We start from the raw sequence: 19,800 nt of genomic DNA, 5'->3' as shown, positions 1-19,800 counted from the left end.
GCCGGAAAAAAGCGAACCGCAATTTTTCCATTGCTGCATTGAGATGATGCACGGCATGCCGCAACAGGATAAGCAGTAGAACAAACCTGTTACGCGATCATGAATCGTTAAGCCTAAAGATGATATTGTGCCTGAATATGTCTAAGAACTAAACGCCTGAGCCGATGAACGTGATACTCACCGCATGTTGCGCAATAGGGTATTCATCCCTTTTTCTGCCCTACAATACCCGATAAACCCTGTGTTTTAGCCAATAGCCCCTCGCAAGTCTGGCTGTAAACCTAAGCTGCATCTTTGCTATACCGATAAATAATTTGGGATATATTGCCCCAACAACCTCAATAAAAAGCGCAGAAAGAAAATTGCACACTGTCTGCTCACGCACCATAATGTGAACACGCTGTATACAAAAATACACATGATAATCGTCTGTACAGCGCAGCCCCTGCATGATTTTACGCGTGTTGCGATACTCCTTATATTTTATTTGACTGACCGAGGCACTGCCGTGCACCAAAGCCCCAATGATCATAAACAATATCGCTCTCTAATTTTATCCAACAAACTACGGGTATTGCTGATTCATGATGCATCTACTGCACGTGCAGCGGCGGCATTGTCAGTACAAACGGGGCATTTTGATGATCCGCTTGATCGTCAAGGTATGGCTCACTTCCTTGAGCACATGCTTTTTTTAGGGACAGAAGCCTATCCGCACGCGGGCGATTTCCAGCAGTTTATCAATCGTCACGGCGGCAGCAACAATGCGTGGACAGGCACTGAGCATACCAGCTATTTTTTTGATATCTCGGCAGATTTTTTTACCGAAGGGCTTGATCGCTTTGCTCAATTTTTTACCGCTCCACTGTTTCACCCAGAATTAGTGGATAAAGAGCGTCAGGCCATTGATGCAGAATACAAATTAAAGATTAATGATGATGTGCGCCGCTTGTATCAGGTGCATAAAGAGACAGTAAATCCGGATCATCCGTTTGCCAAATTCTCGGTCGGTTCGGAAGATACGCTGGCCGACCGTGAAAACAGCACGGTACGTGATGATCTGCTGGCCTTTTACCGCACCCACTATCAGGCATCACGGATGTGCCTTGCGGTAATCGGGCCGCACTCTCTGGCGCAGTTGCAGAGCTGGGTTGAAACCTACTTTTCGGCGATTCCAGATTCAACGGCTATTTCAGAGATCACAGCCCAGCCTGATCAGCTTTTTTATCCACCAGAAACCGCATTACCGCCACTGTACCGGCCTGAAGATCTGCAAACCCTGATTCAGATTGAGCCCAAAAAAGAGATGCGTAAGCTGACGCTGACCTTGCCTCTTCCTAATGTCGATGCTTTGTATCCGCAAAAACCACTTTCATTTATTGCCCACTTACTGGGTTATGAGGGGCAAGGCAGCCTATTATCTTGGCTAAAACAGCAGGGCTGGGTGAATACACTGTCAGCAGGCGGTGGGATCAGCGGCGCAAATTTTAAAGATTTCACAGTCAGCGTGCTGCTTACCCCCCAAGGGGTTGACCAGGTTCAAGCGATTATCGGCGCAGTATTTTCGTATTTATCGCTGATAGCGCAGCAAGGGTTACACGCTTGGCGCTATGCCGAAAAGCGCACCGTACTCGATGCGGCGTTTCACTTTCAAGAGCCGTGCAAACCGATTGATCTGGTCAGCCATTTGGTTATGAATATGTTTGTCTATTCCGCCGAAGATCTGATTTCTGGCGATTATATGATGCAACAATTCGATGCCGAGCAAATTAGCCATTTCCTTGATCTGATGCAGCCGACCCGCTGCCGCGTAACTCTGATTGCACCAGAAGTCAGCACCGATAAACAGGCTCAGTGGTATTTTACCCCCTACTCGGTGACACCGCTGCCAGCAGAATGGATTGCGCACTGGCAACAGTTACGCGATCAGCCCGTGCACAACAGTGCGCTCTATCTGCCCGAACCCAACCCGTATCTTATCGAGCATTTACAGCCGCAAACGCTGGAAAATGCCATGCCACATCCACAATTGCTGAGTGACAGCAGCGGTTTTCGCTTGTGGCACTGCCAAGAGCCGGAGTTTCATCTGCCTAAAGGGCATCTGTATATCGCTATCGATAGCCTTAATGCAGTCAGCTCTGCACGCCATGTGGCGCTGACCCGTTTGTGTGTTGAAATGCTCATTGATTCACTGACCGAAGAGACCTACCCCGCAGAGCTGGCCGGTATCGGCTACAATATTTATGCTCATCAGGGCGGCGTTACGCTGCATCTTTCTGGTTTCAGTGCCAAACAGCCGCTGTTGCTGGCCACCATTTTGCACCGCTTTACCCACCGTGAGTTCACGCAGGCACGCTTTGATACTATTCGGGAACAACTGTTGCGAAACTGGCGCAATGTGGCCGAAGATAAACCGATTTCACAGCTGTTTAATCAACTGACCGGTTTACTGCAGCCGAATAATCCGCCGTATGAGAAACTGCTTCCGGCACTTGAAACAGTGACGCTCAGTGAACTGCCCGCCTTTGTTGAGCAGATGTTTTCACAGGTGCATATCGAAATGCTGGTCTACGGTGACTGGCCGGCAGAGCAAGCCAAAGCACTGGGTAAACAACTGACCGATGCCCTACTAACCACCAACAATTCAGGGGCGGAGACCTTGCGCCAACTGGTCAGCATTCAGGGGCGCAGCACCCTGATGCGCCAGTATGACTGCCCGCACCAAGACTCGGCACTGCTGGTCTATTATCAGGCTGATCACTGTGCGCCGAAAGATATTATGTTGTCGATTTTTGCCAACCACTTAATGTCGGCTACCTTCTTCCATGAGCTGCGCACACGCCAACAGCTCGGTTATATGCTGGGATCAGGCAACCTGCCGCTCAACCGTTTTCCGGGGCTGATTTTTTATGTTCAATCACCGGTGGCTGGGCCAACGCATCTGCTTGAATCGGTTGATGAGTTTATTAATGAGTTTCCGCTCGTACTGCTCGAGCTGAGTGAAGCGCAGTGGCAAGCCAGCAAAAACGGGTTACTGGCACAAATCACCGAACCCGATACCAACCTGCGTACCCGCGCACAACGGGCATGGGTCAGTATCGGGAATAAAGATTGGGCCTTTGATCAGCGCCAGCGTATTGCGAAAGAGCTAACTCAGGTGCGGCGGGCGGATGTTATCCGCTTTATTATCGAGATGCTGCGCCCACGCACGGCAGATAGGTTGATTCTATGCAGCCACGGTGAGGCGCATCTGAATCAGGAGAGGCTGAATATCGGGCACTGGATCACCGATCCACAAGCATTTTTATTAGCCAGCCAAAAGCTGCATCTGGCGTGACATATCATCACTGATGCTAAGTGCTAATACGCGGCACATTGACATTCTCCCCGCCATAAAGGACGGGGTTTTACGGCACTACTGATAAATAGCCCGCATAAGTGGTGTAGCCTGTGTGGTTTGGCTTCAGTTGCGTAATCTCAGTAGAACAGTGAGTACGTGAGCTTATCGCGCCGTTTTTTGGCTACGCTGGAATGCCAGAAGCCAGCGATCGAGCTCATTGGCAAACGCCTGCCGATCACGCTGATTAAGTGCCGCAGGGCCACCAGTCTGGATACCGCTGGAGCGCAGAGTATCCATAAAATCGCGCATATTCAGGCGCTGCCGGATATTCTCAGTGGTATACCGCTCACCGCGCGGATTCAGGGCGATGCCTTTTTTCTCGATCACTTCTGATGCCAGTGGAATATCAGCGGTAATCACCAAGTCCCCCTCTTCTACACGGCGCACAATTTCGTTATCAGCCACATCAAACCCAGCACTCACCTGTACCGCTTGCACAAATTTAGAGGGTGGAATGCCAAGAGGTTGGTTGGCCACCAAGGTTACCTGCACCCCGACCCTGTCAGCGGCTCGAAATAAGATCTCTTTAATCACTTTCGGACAGGCATCCGCATCAACCCAAATTTGCATAATAACGTTCACTCAATCAGTTTATATTTTTCCGTTGGTATACCACGCAGGATAACATACCGCCAAGCGAGGGTGTTGAACGCATAAAAAAACCAGCCTGACGGCTGGTTAAGAGGAGTGATTACATAAGGAGGTTATATTGTTATTGTGGATAGAATTTCGCATTAGTTTCAGCACGTTGCAATAGCGCATTGCAAGGTTCAAAACGTTGGCCAAAGCGCTTCGCATGTTCTTGAAGTTGCTGCACCAATTGTACAGCCCCAATGCGATCCATGTAACGGAATGGCCCACCCAAAAACGGTGGAAAACCGATACCAAAAATCGCGCCGATATCACCATCGCGCGGACTGCGAATTATGCCCTCATCCAGACAGCGGGCCGCTTCATTAAGCATCATCAACACACAACGGTCGGCCAGTGCTTGTGGATCAAGTGATGAGTTTGGCTGAACCCCCAGCACTTTATAGACATTGTTATCCGGCTCTTTTTTCTCTTGCCCTTTTAGGCGATACAGCTTCTTTTTACTGTTATACAGATAGAACCCGCGGCCATTTTTACGCCCTTTGCGATCATCACCCAGTAAGGCGGTGAACGCTTCTGGCGCAGCAAAACGCTCACCTAACTCCCGCTCAAGAATCGGCGATATCTTAGCGCCTACATCAATGCCAACCTCATCAAGCAGCGTAATCGGGCCAACCGGAAAACCAAAATCGAGCAACGCAGCATCAATATGCTCAATCGCTTCGCCCGCCAGCAGGCAGCGCGCCGCCTCATTCATATACGGGGCTAAAATGCGGTTAACATAAAAACCGGCTTTATCGGCCACTACAATCGGCGTTTTGCCCTGCATTTTGGCAAACGCCACCGTTGTGGCTACCGTTTCTGCCGATGTACCGGCATGCGGGATCACCTCAACGAGCGGCATTTTGTCTACCGGGCTAAAATAGTGCAGGCCGATCACATTTTCCGGCCGCTGTGCATGAGCAGCAATCTGGTGAATCGGCAGTGATGAGGTATTCGAGGCAAAAATGGTTTCAGGTTTGCAGTTCTGCTCAATATCCTGCACCATTTTTTGCTTCAGATTCAAATCTTCAAATACCGCTTCAACTACCAGATCATGATGCTGATAAGCGGTATAATCCAAACCACCGCTAAGCATCAGCATCTGTTTTTGCATTTGGGATCGTAGCAAAATCCGCTTTTTCACCCGCTTATTAAGCAGATCAAAACTGTAGCGCAGCGCGTGATTAATCCCCGTTTCGGCAACATCTTTTATCCGCACCGGCAACGCCGCTTTGGTGGCAGTCACAAACGCGATACCACCGCCCATCAGCCCGCCACCCAAAATACCTATATTCTGGAGTGGTCGCGCTTGCGCGTCAGCACCCGACTCTTTTTTCATCTCGGTGGTGGCAAAGAAAATCGAGCGCAGAGCAGCCGATTCCGGAGTCATCACAAGCTCACCAAAATGGCGCGCTTCTGCGTCTAATCCGGCATCAAACCCATCAGTCTGGCCGATACGCACCACATCAATAATCCGCTCTGGCGCAGGGTAGTTTCCGCGGGTTTTATTCAGCGTTTGTTTGAGTGCCTGCGTCAGAATAATATTGCGCCCAATGCGGTTACCATCCATTAACCAACCCATTTTACCGTTTGGGTGCACGCGAGTGGGTTTGGGTTTCAATGCCAGCGCTGCTGCAACATCAAGCAGTACGGTAGCCGCCACCGCATCATCCACCAGCCCCATTTTGAGGGCTTGTTTGGCACGCACCTGCCGCCCTGTGAGCATCAGATCAAGCGCTTTTGCCACACCCACTAACGCGGGTAAACGCTGTGTTCCACCAGAACCGGGCAGTAACCCTAGCTGCACTTCCGGCAGACCGAGCACAGTTTTATCACTCAGCGAACAGACCCGCGCATGGCAGGCCAGTGCCAACTCAAGCCCGCCGCCCAAACAAGCGCCGTGAATTGCTGCAACCACCGTAAACGGCAGGGCGGCCAGCTCGGCCATAATCGCATGCCCTTCACGCGAAAGTTGCTGTGCTTCAGCGCTGTTACGGCAAGCCGCCAGCATATTGATATCGGCACCGGCAATAAACGAGTCGGGTTTACCTGAGATCAGTACTAGCCCTTTTACCGCGGGTTGCGCCAGATCTGAGGGTTGTTGTAGTTGCTGTAAAATAGCTCGAATTTGCTGACCAAACTCGGCCTTCAGGGTATTCATGCTCTCGTTGGGAACATCAATAGTCAGTACCGCGATGCCATCATCCCTAACGGTGACTGAAAATGCGCTTTGCGTTGTCATTATTCACTCTCCAATATCATTGCGGCGCCCAGCCCACCGGCCGCACATGCGGTATTTAACGCCAAACCACCACCACGACGCTGCAGCTCGCGCAGCGTTTGGGTGATCATCCGAGCACCGGTGGCAGCAAACGGGTGGCCATACGCCAGCGATCCGCCCAGCACATTAAACTTATCCATATCAATTTCGCCAATAGCCTGACTGCGGCCTAACTTTTCCTGCGCAAATTTCTGGCTGGCAAACATCTGCACGTTCGCCAGTGTTTGGGCAGCAAAGGCTTCATGCATATCAATTAAGGTTAAATCAGCCAGCGTTATCCCCGCGCGATCAAGCGCTAGCGGTGTTGCATACGACGGGCCCATCAGCATATCCTGCCACACATCAATCGCGGCAAACGCATAGCTACGAATATAACCCAGTGGTGTCAGCCCCAACGCTTTTGCCTGCCCTTCTGACATCAGCATCACAGCGGCAGCACCATCGGTCAGCGGCGTACTGTTCGCGGCGGTGACACTGCCGTGTTTGCGATCAAATGCAGGGCGCAACTTGGCATAACCGGCCAGTGTAGCATCGTGACGAATGTTATTATCCTTTGCAAACGGCGCTTTATACGGCGCGACATATGCAGTCATCACCTCATCATCAAGCAGCCCCTGCTCCCACGCCTGTGCCGCACGCTGGTGCGAACGCAGCGCCAGCTCATCCTGCGCCTGTCGGCTAATACCGTAGGTTTTTGCCATCTGCTCGGCAGTTTGCCCCATTGAAAGGCCAGTTGAATATTCGGCTACTGCCGGAGGAACTGGCATTAAATCCCGCAAACGTAAACGGCTGATCACCTTCAACCGCTGGCTCAGTGAACGGGCTTTATTCAGATCAACCAAGGCCCGCGCAAGCGTCTTTGATACCCCAATCGGCAGTACAGATGATGAGTCAGCGCCTCCGGCAATACCTACCTGCGTATGGCCACACACAATACTTTCGGTGATATTGGCCACCGCCTGAAAACTGGTCGCGCAAGCGCGTGAAACACTGTAAGCATCGGTATGCACACTCATTCCCGTGCCCAGTACAATTTCACGAGCAATATTCGGCGCTTCCGGCATTTGCACTACTTGGCCAAAAACCAGTTGATCAATTAATGCAGGGTCAATCCCCGTTCTGAGTACTAACTCATTCACCACCAGCTTCCCTAAATCCAGCGCTGGCACACCATGAAATGCACTTGCTTGGCGGGCAAACGGTGTTCGTAACCCCGCCACCACAGCAATGCGTTCCCCGTTACGGGTGGTAAGATTTTGCGCCGCTTTCATGTGTACTCCTTCCTGAAGATTCACGGGGGATAAATACCGGTCTGGTCTGACCTGAATACCTTGAGTGTAACCTCTTGTTCACATTTTTCAAACAAGTGTTTGAGTGATTATTGGCACGTTTTTCCGGCAGGAGGTTAACGGTTGTGTTTGATATTTGGCCACAAGAACTTGCAGATCCCGATACAAGAATAACCACACATACCCACACACCAATAATCTGACTCTGCTGCCATTTTTTTGACTGTGCTTTAGGCTGTGCTTTGAATTGTTTTGTTGACTACACATCAACCGTAGTAATGGCCACAAAGCTACACACTACAAAGCCACACAGATAAGGCACAGTTATTGCATTTACTTTCTGCATTAACGTGCCACCTACGGTTATTTCACTCTCTGTTGGAAAAGATCACCACTATGCTGATGACACGCGATACGTTGCGCCGATTTCACTCGCGTCTCTTTACTCCGCTTACCCTAAGCATTGCTTTATGCTGTGCGGCGCTTAGCCCGCAAGCAATAGCGCTAAACACACTCAATATCAGTATTGATAATGACCCCGTTGAGCAGGGAAAGCCTTTTACTTTAACCGTCAGTGCTGACGATACGCTGCCCAATGATGCGCTGGATCTCTCCCCGCTGTTTGGTCAGTCTTTTGTCATTGGCAATACCGAATACAACCAAATTCCGGCGGATAAAAAAAATCCGGCACAGACACAGTGGAAAACCACCCTGTTACACGATCAGGCTGGCCGTTATGAGATCCCCGCGCTCACCATTGATAATGTCTCAAGCCAACCACTGACATTAACCATTACACCGCCAGCCGCCGCCCCTGAAGAGCCGCCACAGCCAGCTCCTGAACCTGAGCCGGTTATTACGCTTGATCAGGCAGTGCTGAGCACTCGCCTCTCAAAACCGATTGCTTATCCCGACGAAGCCGTTTATCTGGATGTCGACCTTGAGCTGGCCAGTGAGCTGCTTGATGGCGTGCTCTCAACACCCGATATCAGCGGCGGAACATTGCGGCAGATAGGGCAAGATCGGGCGTGGAGCTTAATGCGTGATGGCAACCGTTATCAGATCATCAGCCGCCGCTATCAAATTACTGCCACCGACAGTGAAAATGTCACCATCGGCAGCATTCGCTTTCGGGGCACGGTACGCGGCAGCAGCCTACGGCAGCCGCCGCTCAACAGTTATGCTGAATCACTGCCGGTTATCTTAAATATCAAAGCTCTGCCCAAAGATTTGCGTAATAACTGGCTTCCAGCTGAAAAAGTGACGCTGGAAGAGACTTGGTTTCCGCAGCCATCTGCCGCCAAAGTAGGCGAACCGCTGACCAGAACCATTCGTCTGCGCGCACGCGGGTTAGGCAATAAACCCCTAGTGATGCCGGCCATTGTGTATCCGAATGAACTGAGTTTACATGCCCAGCCGGTTGAACAGCGACGCACGCTCAATGATGAGACCGAGCTAGAGATCCGCCACATTCTGATGCCAAAACGCACTGCAGCAGTCACCCTGCCGGAGATCACGATTAGCTGGTGGAATACCCAGACCGAGAAAGCTGAAAATGCAGTACTGGCTGCCCAGCCACTGAATATCAGCATCAACCCAGCACTGAGCCAGCCGGTAGTCCCGATGGTCAAACCCAAAGAGAACTATGCCAATATTTTCGGCTATCTGGCACTGTTTGCGGTGTTACTCACTGGCGGCTTTATCTACTGGCACATGAGCCAGAAACGGAACTTGCGTAATGAGCTGAGTAAGCTTTCGCTGATGATGCCTAATGAACCCGAACCGGAAGATAAAGCGTGGCAAGAGCTAGAGTATGCACTGAACCAGCATGATCCGGCACAGATCACCCGTGCATTCAGCCAGTGGGCACGCCTGCGCTGGCCGGGAAGAAAATTCACCCATTTTGCCGAACTGCCAAACGGTGATGCAATAGATAGAGAGCTAACCAAGCTCAAGCGCAGCACCGATAACCCAAACAGTAAAGGCAACGCAACCGCGTGGGACAGTGCGCCGCTGCGCCAGTTACTCTACCGTATTCGCGGGATCCGGCGTGCTGATGCACCGCCAACCGCCAATGCGCCGACCAACAAAACACGCAAGCATGATGATTACCCACAAATTAACTTTAAAATCGAGTAACGAGAAAATTGCGTAATTAGGATACAAAAAGACAAAAACCGTATCCACACCAATAAAAAAGCCGCCAGAGAGCCTGTAATACAATAAAGGCGATGGCGGCTTTTTCTATTATGTATATCTATCTAAATCAACTACGGCGTATACACGATAGCACATTAACGATAAACAGCTAACTTAGCGTAGTGCCAGTTGGAAAATCATGGTTTCAGCCTGACAAGAGAAAGTGAAATCAGCGTTAAGCTGTGCACCTTCGGCATTATCTGTCAACGAGCTGGTGATTTCACACGCATCAGACTCGATATCGCGCGCTTTTTTAGTCAGTTTCGCTAAAAATGCCTCAGCATCGGCACGGGTAGCAAATTGTTGCTCAACCTTGGCCGTACAATCGGTATTATCCAAAATAGTACCCACATCAACACAGCAGCAGGCTGCGGTTTCTTGTACGCGACAGATATTTTCGTTAGACATTAATAGGTCCTCTTGTAAGCCAAATCAATCAAACAGCCAAAACCTTGATAAAGGTATGGATTAATCATACACGGCTCAGCCAGCCCGCCCAACTGTAATTGTTGATACAACTTATTGAGATCAAGAATACGCGCAAACAGGTAATCGAAATGTTAAAAACAGGGTTTGTTGACCGATATTTTTCAAAAAAATTCCAAAAACGTGCGATAGATCGCTCATTTTTTTAAACTAATATAAAATAAAAATGTAAACAGCTGTTTTATATTGTTTTTATTTTTACACCTAACAAAATCTGAGTCCAAAAGCGGTCTATTTATACGCTCAGAGAGTAAATTTATTCTGTATCCACACAAAACAGTGTTAACAAAAAGTTATTTTAGGCCTATATTGACCACTGGTCTGATTTCAGACCTGTCAGTAAGCCCCTACAATTCGGCGCAACTCACCATGAAGGTGGGACCGCACATAATAATCACAGACAGAGAATCTGTAATATGAATAAGAAGAGCTTGTTAAAAAAATCTGTATTAGCAACGACAGTGGCACTGCTATCAGCTCAAGCCAGCGCAGCAGGTTATCAAGTCGGTGAGCACTCGGCCGCAGGCCTGGGTCGTGCTTTTGCCGGTGAAGGTGCTGTTGCTGACAACGCTGCCGTGGTTATCCGTAACCCTGCTGCCATGATGATGTTTGATGCACCGGCTATCTCCGGTGGCTTTACCTACATTGACCCAGCGGTTGATGTAACCGGTAAAACTATTCCAAATTCAAGTGCAAAAGATATTGCACCAACTGCAGTCGTTCCATTTGGCGCAGTAATTTACCCAATCAATGAGCAGTGGGCACTTGGTGGTTCTCTGTTCTCTAACTATGGTTTGGCCACTGAGTTCCCAACTGATTACAGTGCAGGGATGTTTGGTGGTAAAACTGACCTGACGACCATCAACGCCAACCTGAGCGCAGCATACCGCTTGAACCAACAATTTAGCTTTGGCTTAGGTCTAAATGCAGTTTATGCTGATGCTAAGTTAGTGCGCCATGCAGGTGCATTAATCCAACAAAAACCATCAACTGAAATTGCCAACCTAAAAGGTGATACTTGGGCCTTTGGTTGGAATATTGGTGCGATGTGGGAAATTAATGAAGCTAACCGCTTAGCATTAACTTATCGTTCAAAAGTAAAACTAGACTTTGATGGTACATATAGCAGTCAGTTACCTGCTGTTCTAGGTGGAACAAGCGGAAAAGATGTTGATGCTAACCTGAAAGTTGATTTGCCTGATATCTGGGAAATTTCTGGTTACAGCCGTTTAAGCCCACAATTTGCACTGAGCTATGGCGTAATGCGCACTGGCTGGAATGCGTTTGAAGAGCTAAAAGCAACCAGTGATAGCTGTGCTAAAGGTGTTTGCTTACAGAAAAATGAAAGCTTTGAAACTGCATACCGTTACTCTGTAGGTGGTACTTATTACCACAGCCCTGAGTGGACTTTCCGTGCCGGTTTTGCGTACGACGAGAAAGCCTCAAACAAGCACCCGTCAATCTCTATTCCTGACCAAGACCGTATCTGGTACACGCTGGGTACAACCTATGCGTTTGACAGCAATATGAGTGTGGATGCTGGTTTTGCTTACTTGAATGGCCGTGGCGCTAGCTTCAAAGAAGATAACGTTGCCGCTTTCGAAGCAAAAGGCGACGCCTACCTGTACAGCATTGGTATGAACTACAGCTTCTAATTAAACCAGACTAATCAATATCTGAGTTAATTTAAGCCTAAATCATTCAAGAATGTGGTAACAGTTAACATAATATCAGCCCTGCTCACTCTGAGCAGGGCTTTTTTATTCTCTTCTCTCTTCACAGTAAATATGCTTTTTAGTCATCTATCCAATCAAATAATAAACGCTTTAATATCAATCAGTTTCAGCGTACAGCATGAAAAACAGTTGTACGCTGAAACTGTTTCGGAGTATGACTAACTCCCTAATTAAGCAGTATTAAATATCGTTAAAATAGAATTTTTAGCATTTATGTTTAATATAATACCCTGCTGCACTACAGCTTTGTATTCCCTCATCAAGCCTTTACCATGCTTTTTTTGTCCGCTTTCATACTTAATCTAAACAAAACTTAAATGAAACATAAAATAATTACACGATTTATCAGTGGTGCACTCTCTACCGGGTTTATTTTGCATGCGCAGGCCGCCGGTTTTCAATTAGCTGAATACTCGGCAACAGGTTTAGGGCGGGCATTTGCCGGTGAAGCGGCAATGGCAGATAATGCGTCGGCACAGACACGAAACCCCGCATTACTGACACAATTTACCGCACCACAACTCTCTGCCGGTGCGATTTATGTCAAACCCGATATCACACTTGAAGGCACTGCAACTTCATTCCCAGATCCCATTTCAGGGCAATCACAACAGTTTGCAACCCGCGCCAATAATGTTGCCGGTGATGCTTGGGTTCCGAATGCCTATTTTGCTATGCCGCTAAATGATCGCTGGTATGCTGGGCTAGCGATTAACTCTAACTATGGCCTTTCCACTGATGTTGAAAGTGGTTTTGCCGCAACGCAGTTTGGTAATCACACATCTGTCACCACTGTAGAAATTAACCCCAATATTGCCTATAAGCTCAATGATCAGTGGCAGTTAGGTGCGGGTATTCGTTATATCACCGGTGAAGGTTCTATTGGCGCGACAATCCCCGGCTATTTCCCAGATAAAACAACAATTATCCCTAATAAAAATACGCCAATAGTAATACCAGCAAGAGGCACTAGCTTAAAATACATGGAAGGTGATGATCATGACTTTGCATGGAATGTGGGCGCAGTATGGCAGCCGACAGAGCAAACCCGTATTGGCGCAAGCTATCGGTCAGAAGTAAAGCTGGATTTAACTGGGCATGCTAGTGGATTAATGTATTCAAATGATCATAATCCGAACGAAAAGCATGCTGGTGTTTTGCCGCTAACACTGCCAGCAACCGCTGAGCTGGCCGCCGTTCACGCACTCAATGCACAATGGGCGATTCACTCAAGCATCAACTGGACACAGTGGAGTAAGTTCGCTTCTCTGGTAGCAAATATTGATGGTATCGGCAGTGATACGGTAAAAATTGAGAACTGGCGCGATACCTACCGTTTAGCGGTGGGTACAACATGGAAGATGGATCAGCAAACCACTTGGCGTGCCGGTGTTGCCTACGATAGAGCTGCAGTAAACGATGCCAACCGTACACTGAGTATTCCAGAAACTGACCGCTACTGGCTCAGTACCGGTGTAGGTTATGCAGTAACACCCGCGATGACCGTTGATCTGGGTCTGACCTACATTATGGGTAAAAAAGCGGATGTGAGTGAGCCGCGTAGCCATATTACTGACCCGAGTGAACATCAAATCAAAGAAAGTTTTATCGGTCAGGCGAACGGTGATATCTGGCTGACGGGTGTTCAGTTGTCGTACGTTTTTTGATGGGATATATACCCCTGATGAGTTAATGCCCCGATAGAGCTGCTTTAATCTAAATAGAAGTACGTCTAAATAGAAGCACGCTCAACAAACTATCTAAACAAAAGGCGCTGATCTAAGATCAGCGCCTTTTTATCGGTGAGTATCTATTTATCGGTGAGTACCTATCGGTATCTCTGCATTTTTCAGCTTACCGATTAGTAACGAATGCAAAAATTAATCAATTTCATCGAGCACATCGCTGAGCTCTTTTGCATTCGGATTCTCTTTTTGCGATGCATGGCCATCATTAACAATAAAGTCTTGATGCTGGAAATAAGCATCACGGATCAGAATGTACGAATCTGACGAGTTCTTCAACAAAGCATCTTTGTTCAATGAGCGCGCACGGGTATCTACCCCTTCAATAGCCCATTTTGCCAGTGAACCCCACGGCGTCAGCAATGCCAGCGGTACGTACGTTGAGTCAACAATACCCCCGAGATCCTGACGCGGTGTAAACGGCCCATAAGCAGGGACCATGACATACGGGCCATATCCCACACCGTAATGCCCCAGCACATGGCCAAACTCACGCTGATCTTGTTTTGGTAATCCGGCTGGCGTGGCAACATCAACTAACCCGAGCAAACCAAAGGTGCTGTTAATCCAGAAACGGTTGAAATGGATAATTGCCTTCTTGGGTTTTCCCTGCAGCAAATAGTTTACCGCACTGGCTGGCTCATCAAGGTTACTGAGCATATTACGTACCCCTGCTGTCACGGGTTTTGGAATGCTATCCCACCCCACAGCAACCGGACGTAAAAAATAGGGATCAAGCACCGTGTAGTTGAAATTCCACATTGTGCGGTTAAACCCCTCAAACGGATCATTAATCTCTGAATTTGAGTCTGTTGCCTGTGTATTTGCTTTTGTGGCGTCGGCTTTTTCAGCCGTTGTTGAACAACCAGCCAATAAACTGGTGGCCAAAAGCAAACTAAGCGCGATTTTGTTATCCATGTTGTTCCATTGAGTGAACATCAGCCCACATTAAATTCGTTATTAAGGTTTCTGTTTATCAATGGTGATATTAACCTGCGCCTGACCATCAAAAACCAGCGGCTGGCTTTCGCCATACCAATCACCTGATTGCGGCATTGCCTGCCCGTCAAGCGATAAACGCGCACGCACCACCAGATTCTTTATTTCGCTAAGTGGGCGGTCTGCTATCATCGCATCAGCGCCGCTTAGAGTCACCTGTAATGGAAAACGGCTAATCGGTATCTGCTTAGCGGCAACCGGAATCGGTGAACCCGCTTCTAACGCTGACACGTAGAGCACTTTTGCTTCTGACAGAACCGCTTGTGCTTGCGGTGAAATAGCCACATTCACGCTCACCGAGGTCTTCGGCGCACTGATCTGTTGCTCGGCTTGCGCCATACTGCGTTGCACTACTGTGATCCGGCTATCACCTTCTGGCAATAATTTTAGCATAATTTTCCACGCACTGATGGCTTGTGGATAATCACCGCGTTCATAAGCGCTAAATGCCAGTAAACTGAGTGCCTGAATATTGGTATGATCAGCACGTAGTACATCAGCCAACAGGCTGCGACCTTGCTGGTTATCTTGCTCATCCGTTGATAAAATCAGGGCTTGTGCATAGCTTAGCTGCGTATTAGGGTCATTCGGGCTAAGAGTATTAGCTTTTGCCAGTGAGTGAGTGGCCATTGAGGCATCGCCCAGCGCCAAACCAACACGCCCCAATAAAAGCCAGCCTTGTGCATCATCCGGCTCTTGCTGCAAACGGGTACGCAGCGCCAGTGCAAACTGAGTGAGTTCCTCTTGTGTTAGCGGGTTTTTATCCTCTTCCATTACCCGTTTTGACAGTGCCGGCAGATTGTTCGCTACCTGCTGCCATGCACTTACCTCAGAATATGCGCCTGATCCCCAATACAAACCAACACTCAGCCCCGCCAGTATCAGCACACCGGGCAGCAGTACCCAACGGCTTAATGGTACGGCAGGCGTGGCACTGGCTAGCGGAATATCATCTAGTAGCGTTTGTTGCAGCTCGCTAACCATCTCCTGACGCTGTGGCAGCAGCCCCTGATCATCATCACTGTCTAGCTCACGTAAACGATCATTGAAGTAAGCTTTATTTAGTGCATCACGCGAAGTGTTGTCGATATGGCGGTGTTGTCTGAACACCGGCAACACAAATGCCAAACAAACCAGCAGCAATAACAGTGCGGCTGTCATCCAAAATAGCATCATGATTCATCCTTTTTTGCGGCAACCGGTTTTAACAGATCGTCCAATCGCGCCTGCTCTTCTGCGCTCAGTATCACTAAATCAATACTCTGAGCCTCATGATCTTTTGAGCCGTTATTCTCAGCCCCCTGCACGCTAGCACGCTTGTGGCGCAGGCGACCATTACGGCTACGTGCGACAATCACACCCGCCCCTACCAGCACAAACAAAAGCGGCGCTACCCACAAAATCAGGGTTGCGGGGGTTAGCGGTGGGTCATAGGTGACAAAATTACCATAGCGATCAACCATATATTGTACGATTTGATCTTTGCTGTAGCCTTTTTGCTGTAACTCATACACTTTTTGCCGCATATCCGTTGCGATAATGGCGGTTGAGTCGGCAATGTTATTGTTCTGACATTTTGGGCAGCGCAACATTTCTGTCAGGCTGCGGTACTCTTGCTCTTGCTGTGGGCTGCTAAATTCAAACGTATCTACCGTTGCCCATACGCTGCCAGCCAGCACTAATCCGGCAAGTAATGCGCTGCACTGCGCAATAAATCGGCCACTAAAGCCTAACTTCCGGCGCGACATGTTGCGCAAGATCATGATTGCTTTTCCTGTAATTTTTCATACAACGGTTTTAAGGTGCTCTGCCAGACCTGTTCATTCACATCACCCACATGGCGGTAACGCACAATGCCTTTCCCATCGATCACAAAAGTTTCTGGCGCGCCGTATACACCCAAATCCATTCCTAGCAAACCACTACCATCAAACAAACTGTACTGATAAGGGTTGCCCAAATCATTCAGCCATTTTACCGCTTTGCTGCGGTCATCCTTATAATTAAGACCAATGATCCGTACACCGTTTGCGGCCAGTTGATTCAGGTACTTATGTTCGGCATAGCAGGTTGGGCACCAGGTTGCCCACACATTGAGCAGCATCGGCTGACCAGTCACAAACAGGCTGCGATCGTACTCTTTACCCGGCTGATTGAGTGACTCAAGTGTAAATTCAGGCACCGGTTTCCCTACCAGGGCTGATTCCAAGGTGGTCGGGTCTTCTCCGCCAGCATTGCGAATCAACTGCACTAAAAACGCCACCACAACAGCTAAAAACAGAACAAGGGGGATATACAGCAGGTTACGTTTCATTATTCAGCCTCACTTTTTGCTGACGCGCTGCTGGCTGATGCCGATTTACGCAAGCGATAACGCGGATCAAGCATACAGAGCACGCCACCAAGTGCCATAAACAGGCCGCCAAACCAGATCCAACGAATAAACGGTTTGTAATAAACCCGCACCGCCCACGCACCATCACCCAAATCTTCACCCAGAGCGGCATACAGATCACGGGTAATCCCCGCATCAATACCCGCTTCTGTCATCACCGCGCGAGTGACTGGATAAAACCGTTTTTCAGCATGCAGTGTGGCCACTTGTTTGCCATTTTCAGAGACTCGCAGCGTACCGCGAGCACTTTCGTAGTTCGGGCCTTTAACATCACGCACCCCTTCAAAGGTAAAGTGATACTGACCAATATCAATGGATTGCCCCGCAACCATGCGTACATCGCGCTCAACACTGTAGTTTTGGGTAAACGCAATGCCGATCACGGTAACAGCAAGCCCCAGATGGCCAAGCACCATTCCCCAATGGCTGCGCGGTAACTTGGTCAACCCAACCCAAAAGCGGTGGCGATGGGTTGCACGTTCGTGCAGCTCCATCAGCGTCAAAACAATCACCCAGACCGACATCAGCAGGCCGACAACGGTCATCGCTTTAATCTGATCCATCATCAGAGCCGGCAGTGCAACAGAGGCAGCCAAGGTGATCAGCAGGGCTATCATCAGCCGTTTGATATGCGCGGAAGGCTCATCTCTGCGCCAGCGTACCAGCGGCCCGACACCCAGCAACAGGGCAAACGGTGCCATCAGCCAAGTAAACAGAGTATCGAAGAACGGCGCACCAATTGAGATACTGCCCAAACCCAGTTGTTTATGCACCAGCGGGAACAAAGTGCCAATCAGCACCACAATCAGTGCGGCCACCAGCATAACGTTATTGCCGAGCAGGAAACTCTCCCGAGAATAGAGCTCGTTGCGTACACGGCTGCGCACCTGCCCGCCCTTGATGGCATACAACAGCAATGAGCTACCGATCACCAGCACCAAATAGCCGAGAATAAACATGCCACGAGCCGGATCAGAGGCAAACGCATGCACGGAAACCAGCACGCCAGAGCGCACCAAAAATGTGCCCAGTAGGCTTAACGAAAATGCACTGATGGCCAGCAGCACTGTCCATGCTTTAAACGTACCGCGTTTTTCGGTAGCCGCCAGTGAGTGCATCAGCGCTGTGCCTGCCAGCCACGGCATAAATGAGGCGTTTTCAACCGGATCCCAGAACCACCAGCCGCCCCAACCCAGCTCATAGTAAGCCCACCATGAGCCCAGTACGATGCCTACTGTCAGGAAAACCCACGCCGCTTGTGTCCACGGGCGTGACCAGCGCGCCCATGCGGTATCTAAACGCCCGGTCATCAGTGAGGCAATGGCAAAGGCAAAGGCCACCGAGAAACCGACATAGCCCATATACAGTAACGGCGGATGGAAAATCAGCCCGATATCCTGCAACAGCGGGTTAAGATCGCGCCCGTCAGTGGGGAAATACGGCAGTGTGCGGGTAAACGGGTTAGAGGTAATGATGATAAACAGCAAAAATCCGGCATTGATCATGCCCATCACCGCTAACACGCGGGCTACCGCATCGGCCGGCATTTGTCGGCTAAAGCGTGCTACGGCGGCTGTCCAGCCGGCCAGCAGCATCACCCACAGCAGCAGTGAGCCTTCGTGCGACCCCCATACCGCAGAGATCCGGTAATAGATAGGCAACTGGCTGTTGGAGTTATTCGCTACATAAGCCACAGTAAAATCGTTGTAGATAAAGGCATAGGTCAGGCAAAGAAACGAGATCCCAACCGTTGCAAACAGCGCCCAAGCCAGTGGCCGAGAGACAGCCATCAGGCGAGTATCTTGTCGCGATGCACCGATCAGCGGGTAGACACTCAACAGCAGTGAGACAGCCAGCGCCAGACTCAGAGCGTAGTTACCAATCTCAGGGATCATTTCACTTCCCCGCTGCTTTGCTGTGAGCTAGTTTGTTGTTGACTTCGCTGTTGTGGCGCGGTTTGTTGCGGCGCAGCCGTGGCTGGCTGGTGTCCGCCTTTTTGCATCGCTTCTGCAACTTCCGGTGGCATATAGTTCTCGTCATGCTTGGCCAGTACTTCAAAGGCTGAAATAGTGGTCGCATCTTTCAATGTGCCGTGTGCCACGATGCCCTGCCCTTCACGAAACAGATCAGGCAAAATGCCCTCAAATTCAACCGTAACCATCGGGCCGATATCGATCACCTTAAAAGAGACTTTCAGTGATTCAGGATCACGCTTTATCGAACCTGGCACGACAAGGCCACCGATACGCAAGCGCTGCCCGACTTCCGGTTTGCGGTGATCAGCCCCTTTTCCTTGTACCAGTTCGGTTGGGGTGTAAAAAAGATCGATATTTTGGCGCAACGCATACAGCACCAGCGCAGTGGTTAATGAGATGCCCAGCACCACAGCCAAGATAATGTATAAGCGCGTTTTACGGCGTGGATTCATAACTGGTTCTCCCGTGGGTGAGCTTGCTGCATACGACGCGCTCGCGCACTACGCTGCAACACATCACGTAAAATAATTCGGCGTTCACGCCAACTGCTAAACCACAAGCCGGCCATGCACAGTGCGGTCAGACCAAACGAGAGCCAGACATAAAAGCTGTACCCTCCCATCGCAAAAAAGTCAGCCAATGAGCTAAAGGCAGGGGTCAT

The 19,800-nt window shown here is 49.5% G+C and carries 15 protein-coding genes; 4 read left to right on the top strand and 11 right to left on the bottom strand.

Translation table 11 applies throughout. The features are described from left to right. The first annotated feature begins 508 nt into the window (after positions 1 to 508). Positions 509 to 3,337 carry an insulinase family protein gene (locus AC1HDJ_RS06610; RefSeq protein WP_479534396.1) on the top strand — a complete coding sequence of 943 codons (2,829 nt, stop codon included), beginning with the start codon at positions 509 to 511 and terminating at the stop codon, positions 3,335 to 3,337. A 165-nt stretch (positions 3,338 to 3,502) separates the two neighbouring features. On the opposite strand, the gene AC1HDJ_RS06605 is transcribed toward AC1HDJ_RS06610, so the two are convergent. From AC1HDJ_RS06605 to fadI, 3 genes are all read right to left on the bottom strand, one after another. After that, entirely contained in the window at positions 3,503 to 3,970 is a 468-nt protein-coding gene (locus tag AC1HDJ_RS06605; RefSeq protein WP_479534394.1) for a YaiI/YqxD family protein, read from the bottom strand. Positions 3,971 to 4,112: 142 nt separating this feature from the next. Beyond that, positions 4,113 to 6,275 carry a fatty acid oxidation complex subunit alpha FadJ gene (gene fadJ / locus AC1HDJ_RS06600; protein ID WP_479534392.1) on the bottom strand — a complete coding sequence of 721 codons (2,163 nt, stop codon included), beginning with the start codon at positions 6,273 to 6,275 and terminating at the stop codon, positions 4,113 to 4,115. Next, the gene (gene fadI / locus AC1HDJ_RS06595; protein ID WP_438645282.1) at positions 6,275 to 7,585 is read right to left on the bottom strand and encodes an acetyl-CoA C-acyltransferase FadI; all 1,311 of its coding nucleotides are present in this window, start codon (positions 7,583 to 7,585) and stop codon (positions 6,275 to 6,277) included. The genes fadJ and fadI overlap by 1 nt, the downstream gene beginning before the upstream one ends. A gap of 414 nt (positions 7,586 to 7,999) precedes the next feature. Here fadI and AC1HDJ_RS06590 point away from each other — a divergent pair, with 414 nt between their 5' ends. Then, positions 8,000 to 9,742: a BatD family protein gene (locus tag AC1HDJ_RS06590; RefSeq protein WP_479534390.1), complete on the top strand. Its 1,743-nt coding sequence runs from the start codon at positions 8,000 to 8,002 to the stop codon at positions 9,740 to 9,742. 174 nt (positions 9,743 to 9,916) lie between these two features. Here AC1HDJ_RS06590 and AC1HDJ_RS06585 read toward each other — a convergent pair whose 3' ends face one another. Then, positions 9,917 to 10,210: a YfcZ/YiiS family protein gene (locus tag AC1HDJ_RS06585; protein WP_438621601.1), complete on the bottom strand. Its 294-nt coding sequence runs from the start codon at positions 10,208 to 10,210 to the stop codon at positions 9,917 to 9,919. Between the two features lie 494 nt (positions 10,211 to 10,704). Here AC1HDJ_RS06585 and AC1HDJ_RS06580 point away from each other — a divergent pair, with 494 nt between their 5' ends. Beyond that, the gene (locus tag AC1HDJ_RS06580; protein WP_479534387.1) at positions 10,705 to 11,943 is read left to right on the top strand and encodes an outer membrane protein transport protein; all 1,239 of its coding nucleotides are present in this window, start codon (positions 10,705 to 10,707) and stop codon (positions 11,941 to 11,943) included. 398 nt (positions 11,944 to 12,341) lie between these two features. Next, positions 12,342 to 13,691 (top strand): outer membrane protein transport protein, encoded by a 1,350-nt coding sequence (locus tag AC1HDJ_RS06575; protein ID WP_479534385.1) that lies wholly within the window; start codon positions 12,342 to 12,344, stop codon positions 13,689 to 13,691. Positions 13,692 to 13,904: 213 nt separating this feature from the next. Here AC1HDJ_RS06575 and AC1HDJ_RS06570 read toward each other — a convergent pair whose 3' ends face one another. The 7 genes from AC1HDJ_RS06570 to ccmD are packed head-to-tail and all read right to left on the bottom strand — an operon-like array spanning position 13,905 to position 19,800. Beyond that, on the bottom strand, positions 13,905 to 14,687 hold the full coding sequence (locus AC1HDJ_RS06570) for an MlaA family lipoprotein (protein ID WP_479534383.1): 783 nt from the start codon (positions 14,685 to 14,687) through the stop codon (positions 13,905 to 13,907). Positions 14,688 to 14,729: 42 nt separating this feature from the next. Then, positions 14,730 to 15,944 (bottom strand): c-type cytochrome biogenesis protein CcmI, encoded by a 1,215-nt coding sequence (gene ccmI, locus AC1HDJ_RS06565; protein WP_479534381.1) that lies wholly within the window; start codon positions 15,942 to 15,944, stop codon positions 14,730 to 14,732. Continuing rightward, positions 15,941 to 16,516, bottom strand: a complete 576-nt coding sequence (locus tag AC1HDJ_RS06560; RefSeq protein ID WP_479537028.1) for a cytochrome c-type biogenesis protein — start codon at positions 16,514 to 16,516, stop codon at positions 15,941 to 15,943. The genes ccmI and AC1HDJ_RS06560 overlap by 4 nt, the downstream gene beginning before the upstream one ends. Before the next feature lie 11 nt (positions 16,517 to 16,527). Next, entirely contained in the window at positions 16,528 to 17,082 is a 555-nt protein-coding gene (locus AC1HDJ_RS06555) for a DsbE family thiol:disulfide interchange protein (protein WP_479534379.1), read from the bottom strand. Continuing rightward, complete coding sequence (locus AC1HDJ_RS06550) at positions 17,082 to 19,058, bottom strand: heme lyase CcmF/NrfE family subunit (protein ID WP_479534377.1); 1,977 nt, start codon at positions 19,056 to 19,058, stop codon at positions 17,082 to 17,084. Before AC1HDJ_RS06550 ends, AC1HDJ_RS06555 begins: the two co-directional genes overlap by 1 nt. Continuing rightward, positions 19,055 to 19,591 carry a cytochrome c maturation protein CcmE gene (gene ccmE, locus AC1HDJ_RS06545; protein ID WP_479534375.1) on the bottom strand — a complete coding sequence of 179 codons (537 nt, stop codon included), beginning with the start codon at positions 19,589 to 19,591 and terminating at the stop codon, positions 19,055 to 19,057. Before ccmE ends, AC1HDJ_RS06550 begins: the two co-directional genes overlap by 4 nt. Next, the gene (gene ccmD, locus AC1HDJ_RS06540; protein ID WP_479534373.1) at positions 19,588 to 19,800 is read right to left on the bottom strand and encodes a heme exporter protein CcmD; all 213 of its coding nucleotides are present in this window, start codon (positions 19,798 to 19,800) and stop codon (positions 19,588 to 19,590) included. Before ccmD ends, ccmE begins: the two co-directional genes overlap by 4 nt.

The sequence above is a fragment of the Plesiomonas sp. ISS29 genome (assembly GCF_056522795.1).
The sequence above is the reverse complement of the archived record's forward strand: the minus strand, read 5'-3'. Positions and strand labels throughout refer to the sequence as shown.

Coding starts and splice junctions, on each gene's coding strand:
- AC1HDJ_RS06605 (WP_479534394.1), bottom strand. CDS start 3,970: ATGCAAATTTGGGTTGATGCGGATGCCTGTCCGAAAGTGATTAAAGAG.
- fadJ (WP_479534392.1), bottom strand. CDS start 6,275: ATGACAACGCAAAGCGCATTTTCAGTCACCGTTAGGGATGATGGCATC.
- fadI (WP_438645282.1), bottom strand. CDS start 7,585: ATGAAAGCGGCGCAAAATCTTACCACCCGTAACGGGGAACGCATTGCT.
- AC1HDJ_RS06590 (WP_479534390.1), top strand. CDS start 8,000: ATGCTGATGACACGCGATACGTTGCGCCGATTTCACTCGCGTCTCTTT.
- AC1HDJ_RS06585 (WP_438621601.1), bottom strand. CDS start 10,210: ATGTCTAACGAAAATATCTGTCGCGTACAAGAAACCGCAGCCTGCTGC.
- AC1HDJ_RS06580 (WP_479534387.1), top strand. CDS start 10,705: ATGAATAAGAAGAGCTTGTTAAAAAAATCTGTATTAGCAACGACAGTG.
- AC1HDJ_RS06575 (WP_479534385.1), top strand. CDS start 12,342: ATGAAACATAAAATAATTACACGATTTATCAGTGGTGCACTCTCTACC.
- AC1HDJ_RS06570 (WP_479534383.1), bottom strand. CDS start 14,687: ATGGATAACAAAATCGCGCTTAGTTTGCTTTTGGCCACCAGTTTATTG.
- ccmI (WP_479534381.1), bottom strand. CDS start 15,944: ATGATGCTATTTTGGATGACAGCCGCACTGTTATTGCTGCTGGTTTGT.
- AC1HDJ_RS06560 (WP_479537028.1), bottom strand. CDS start 16,516: ATGTCGCGCCGGAAGTTAGGCTTTAGTGGCCGATTTATTGCGCAGTGC.
- AC1HDJ_RS06555 (WP_479534379.1), bottom strand. CDS start 17,082: ATGAAACGTAACCTGCTGTATATCCCCCTTGTTCTGTTTTTAGCTGTT.
- AC1HDJ_RS06550 (WP_479534377.1), bottom strand. CDS start 19,058: ATGATCCCTGAGATTGGTAACTACGCTCTGAGTCTGGCGCTGGCTGTC.
- ccmE (WP_479534375.1), bottom strand. CDS start 19,591: ATGAATCCACGCCGTAAAACGCGCTTATACATTATCTTGGCTGTGGTG.
- ccmD (WP_479534373.1), bottom strand. CDS start 19,800: ATGACCCCTGCCTTTAGCTCATTGGCTGACTTTTTTGCGATGGGAGGG.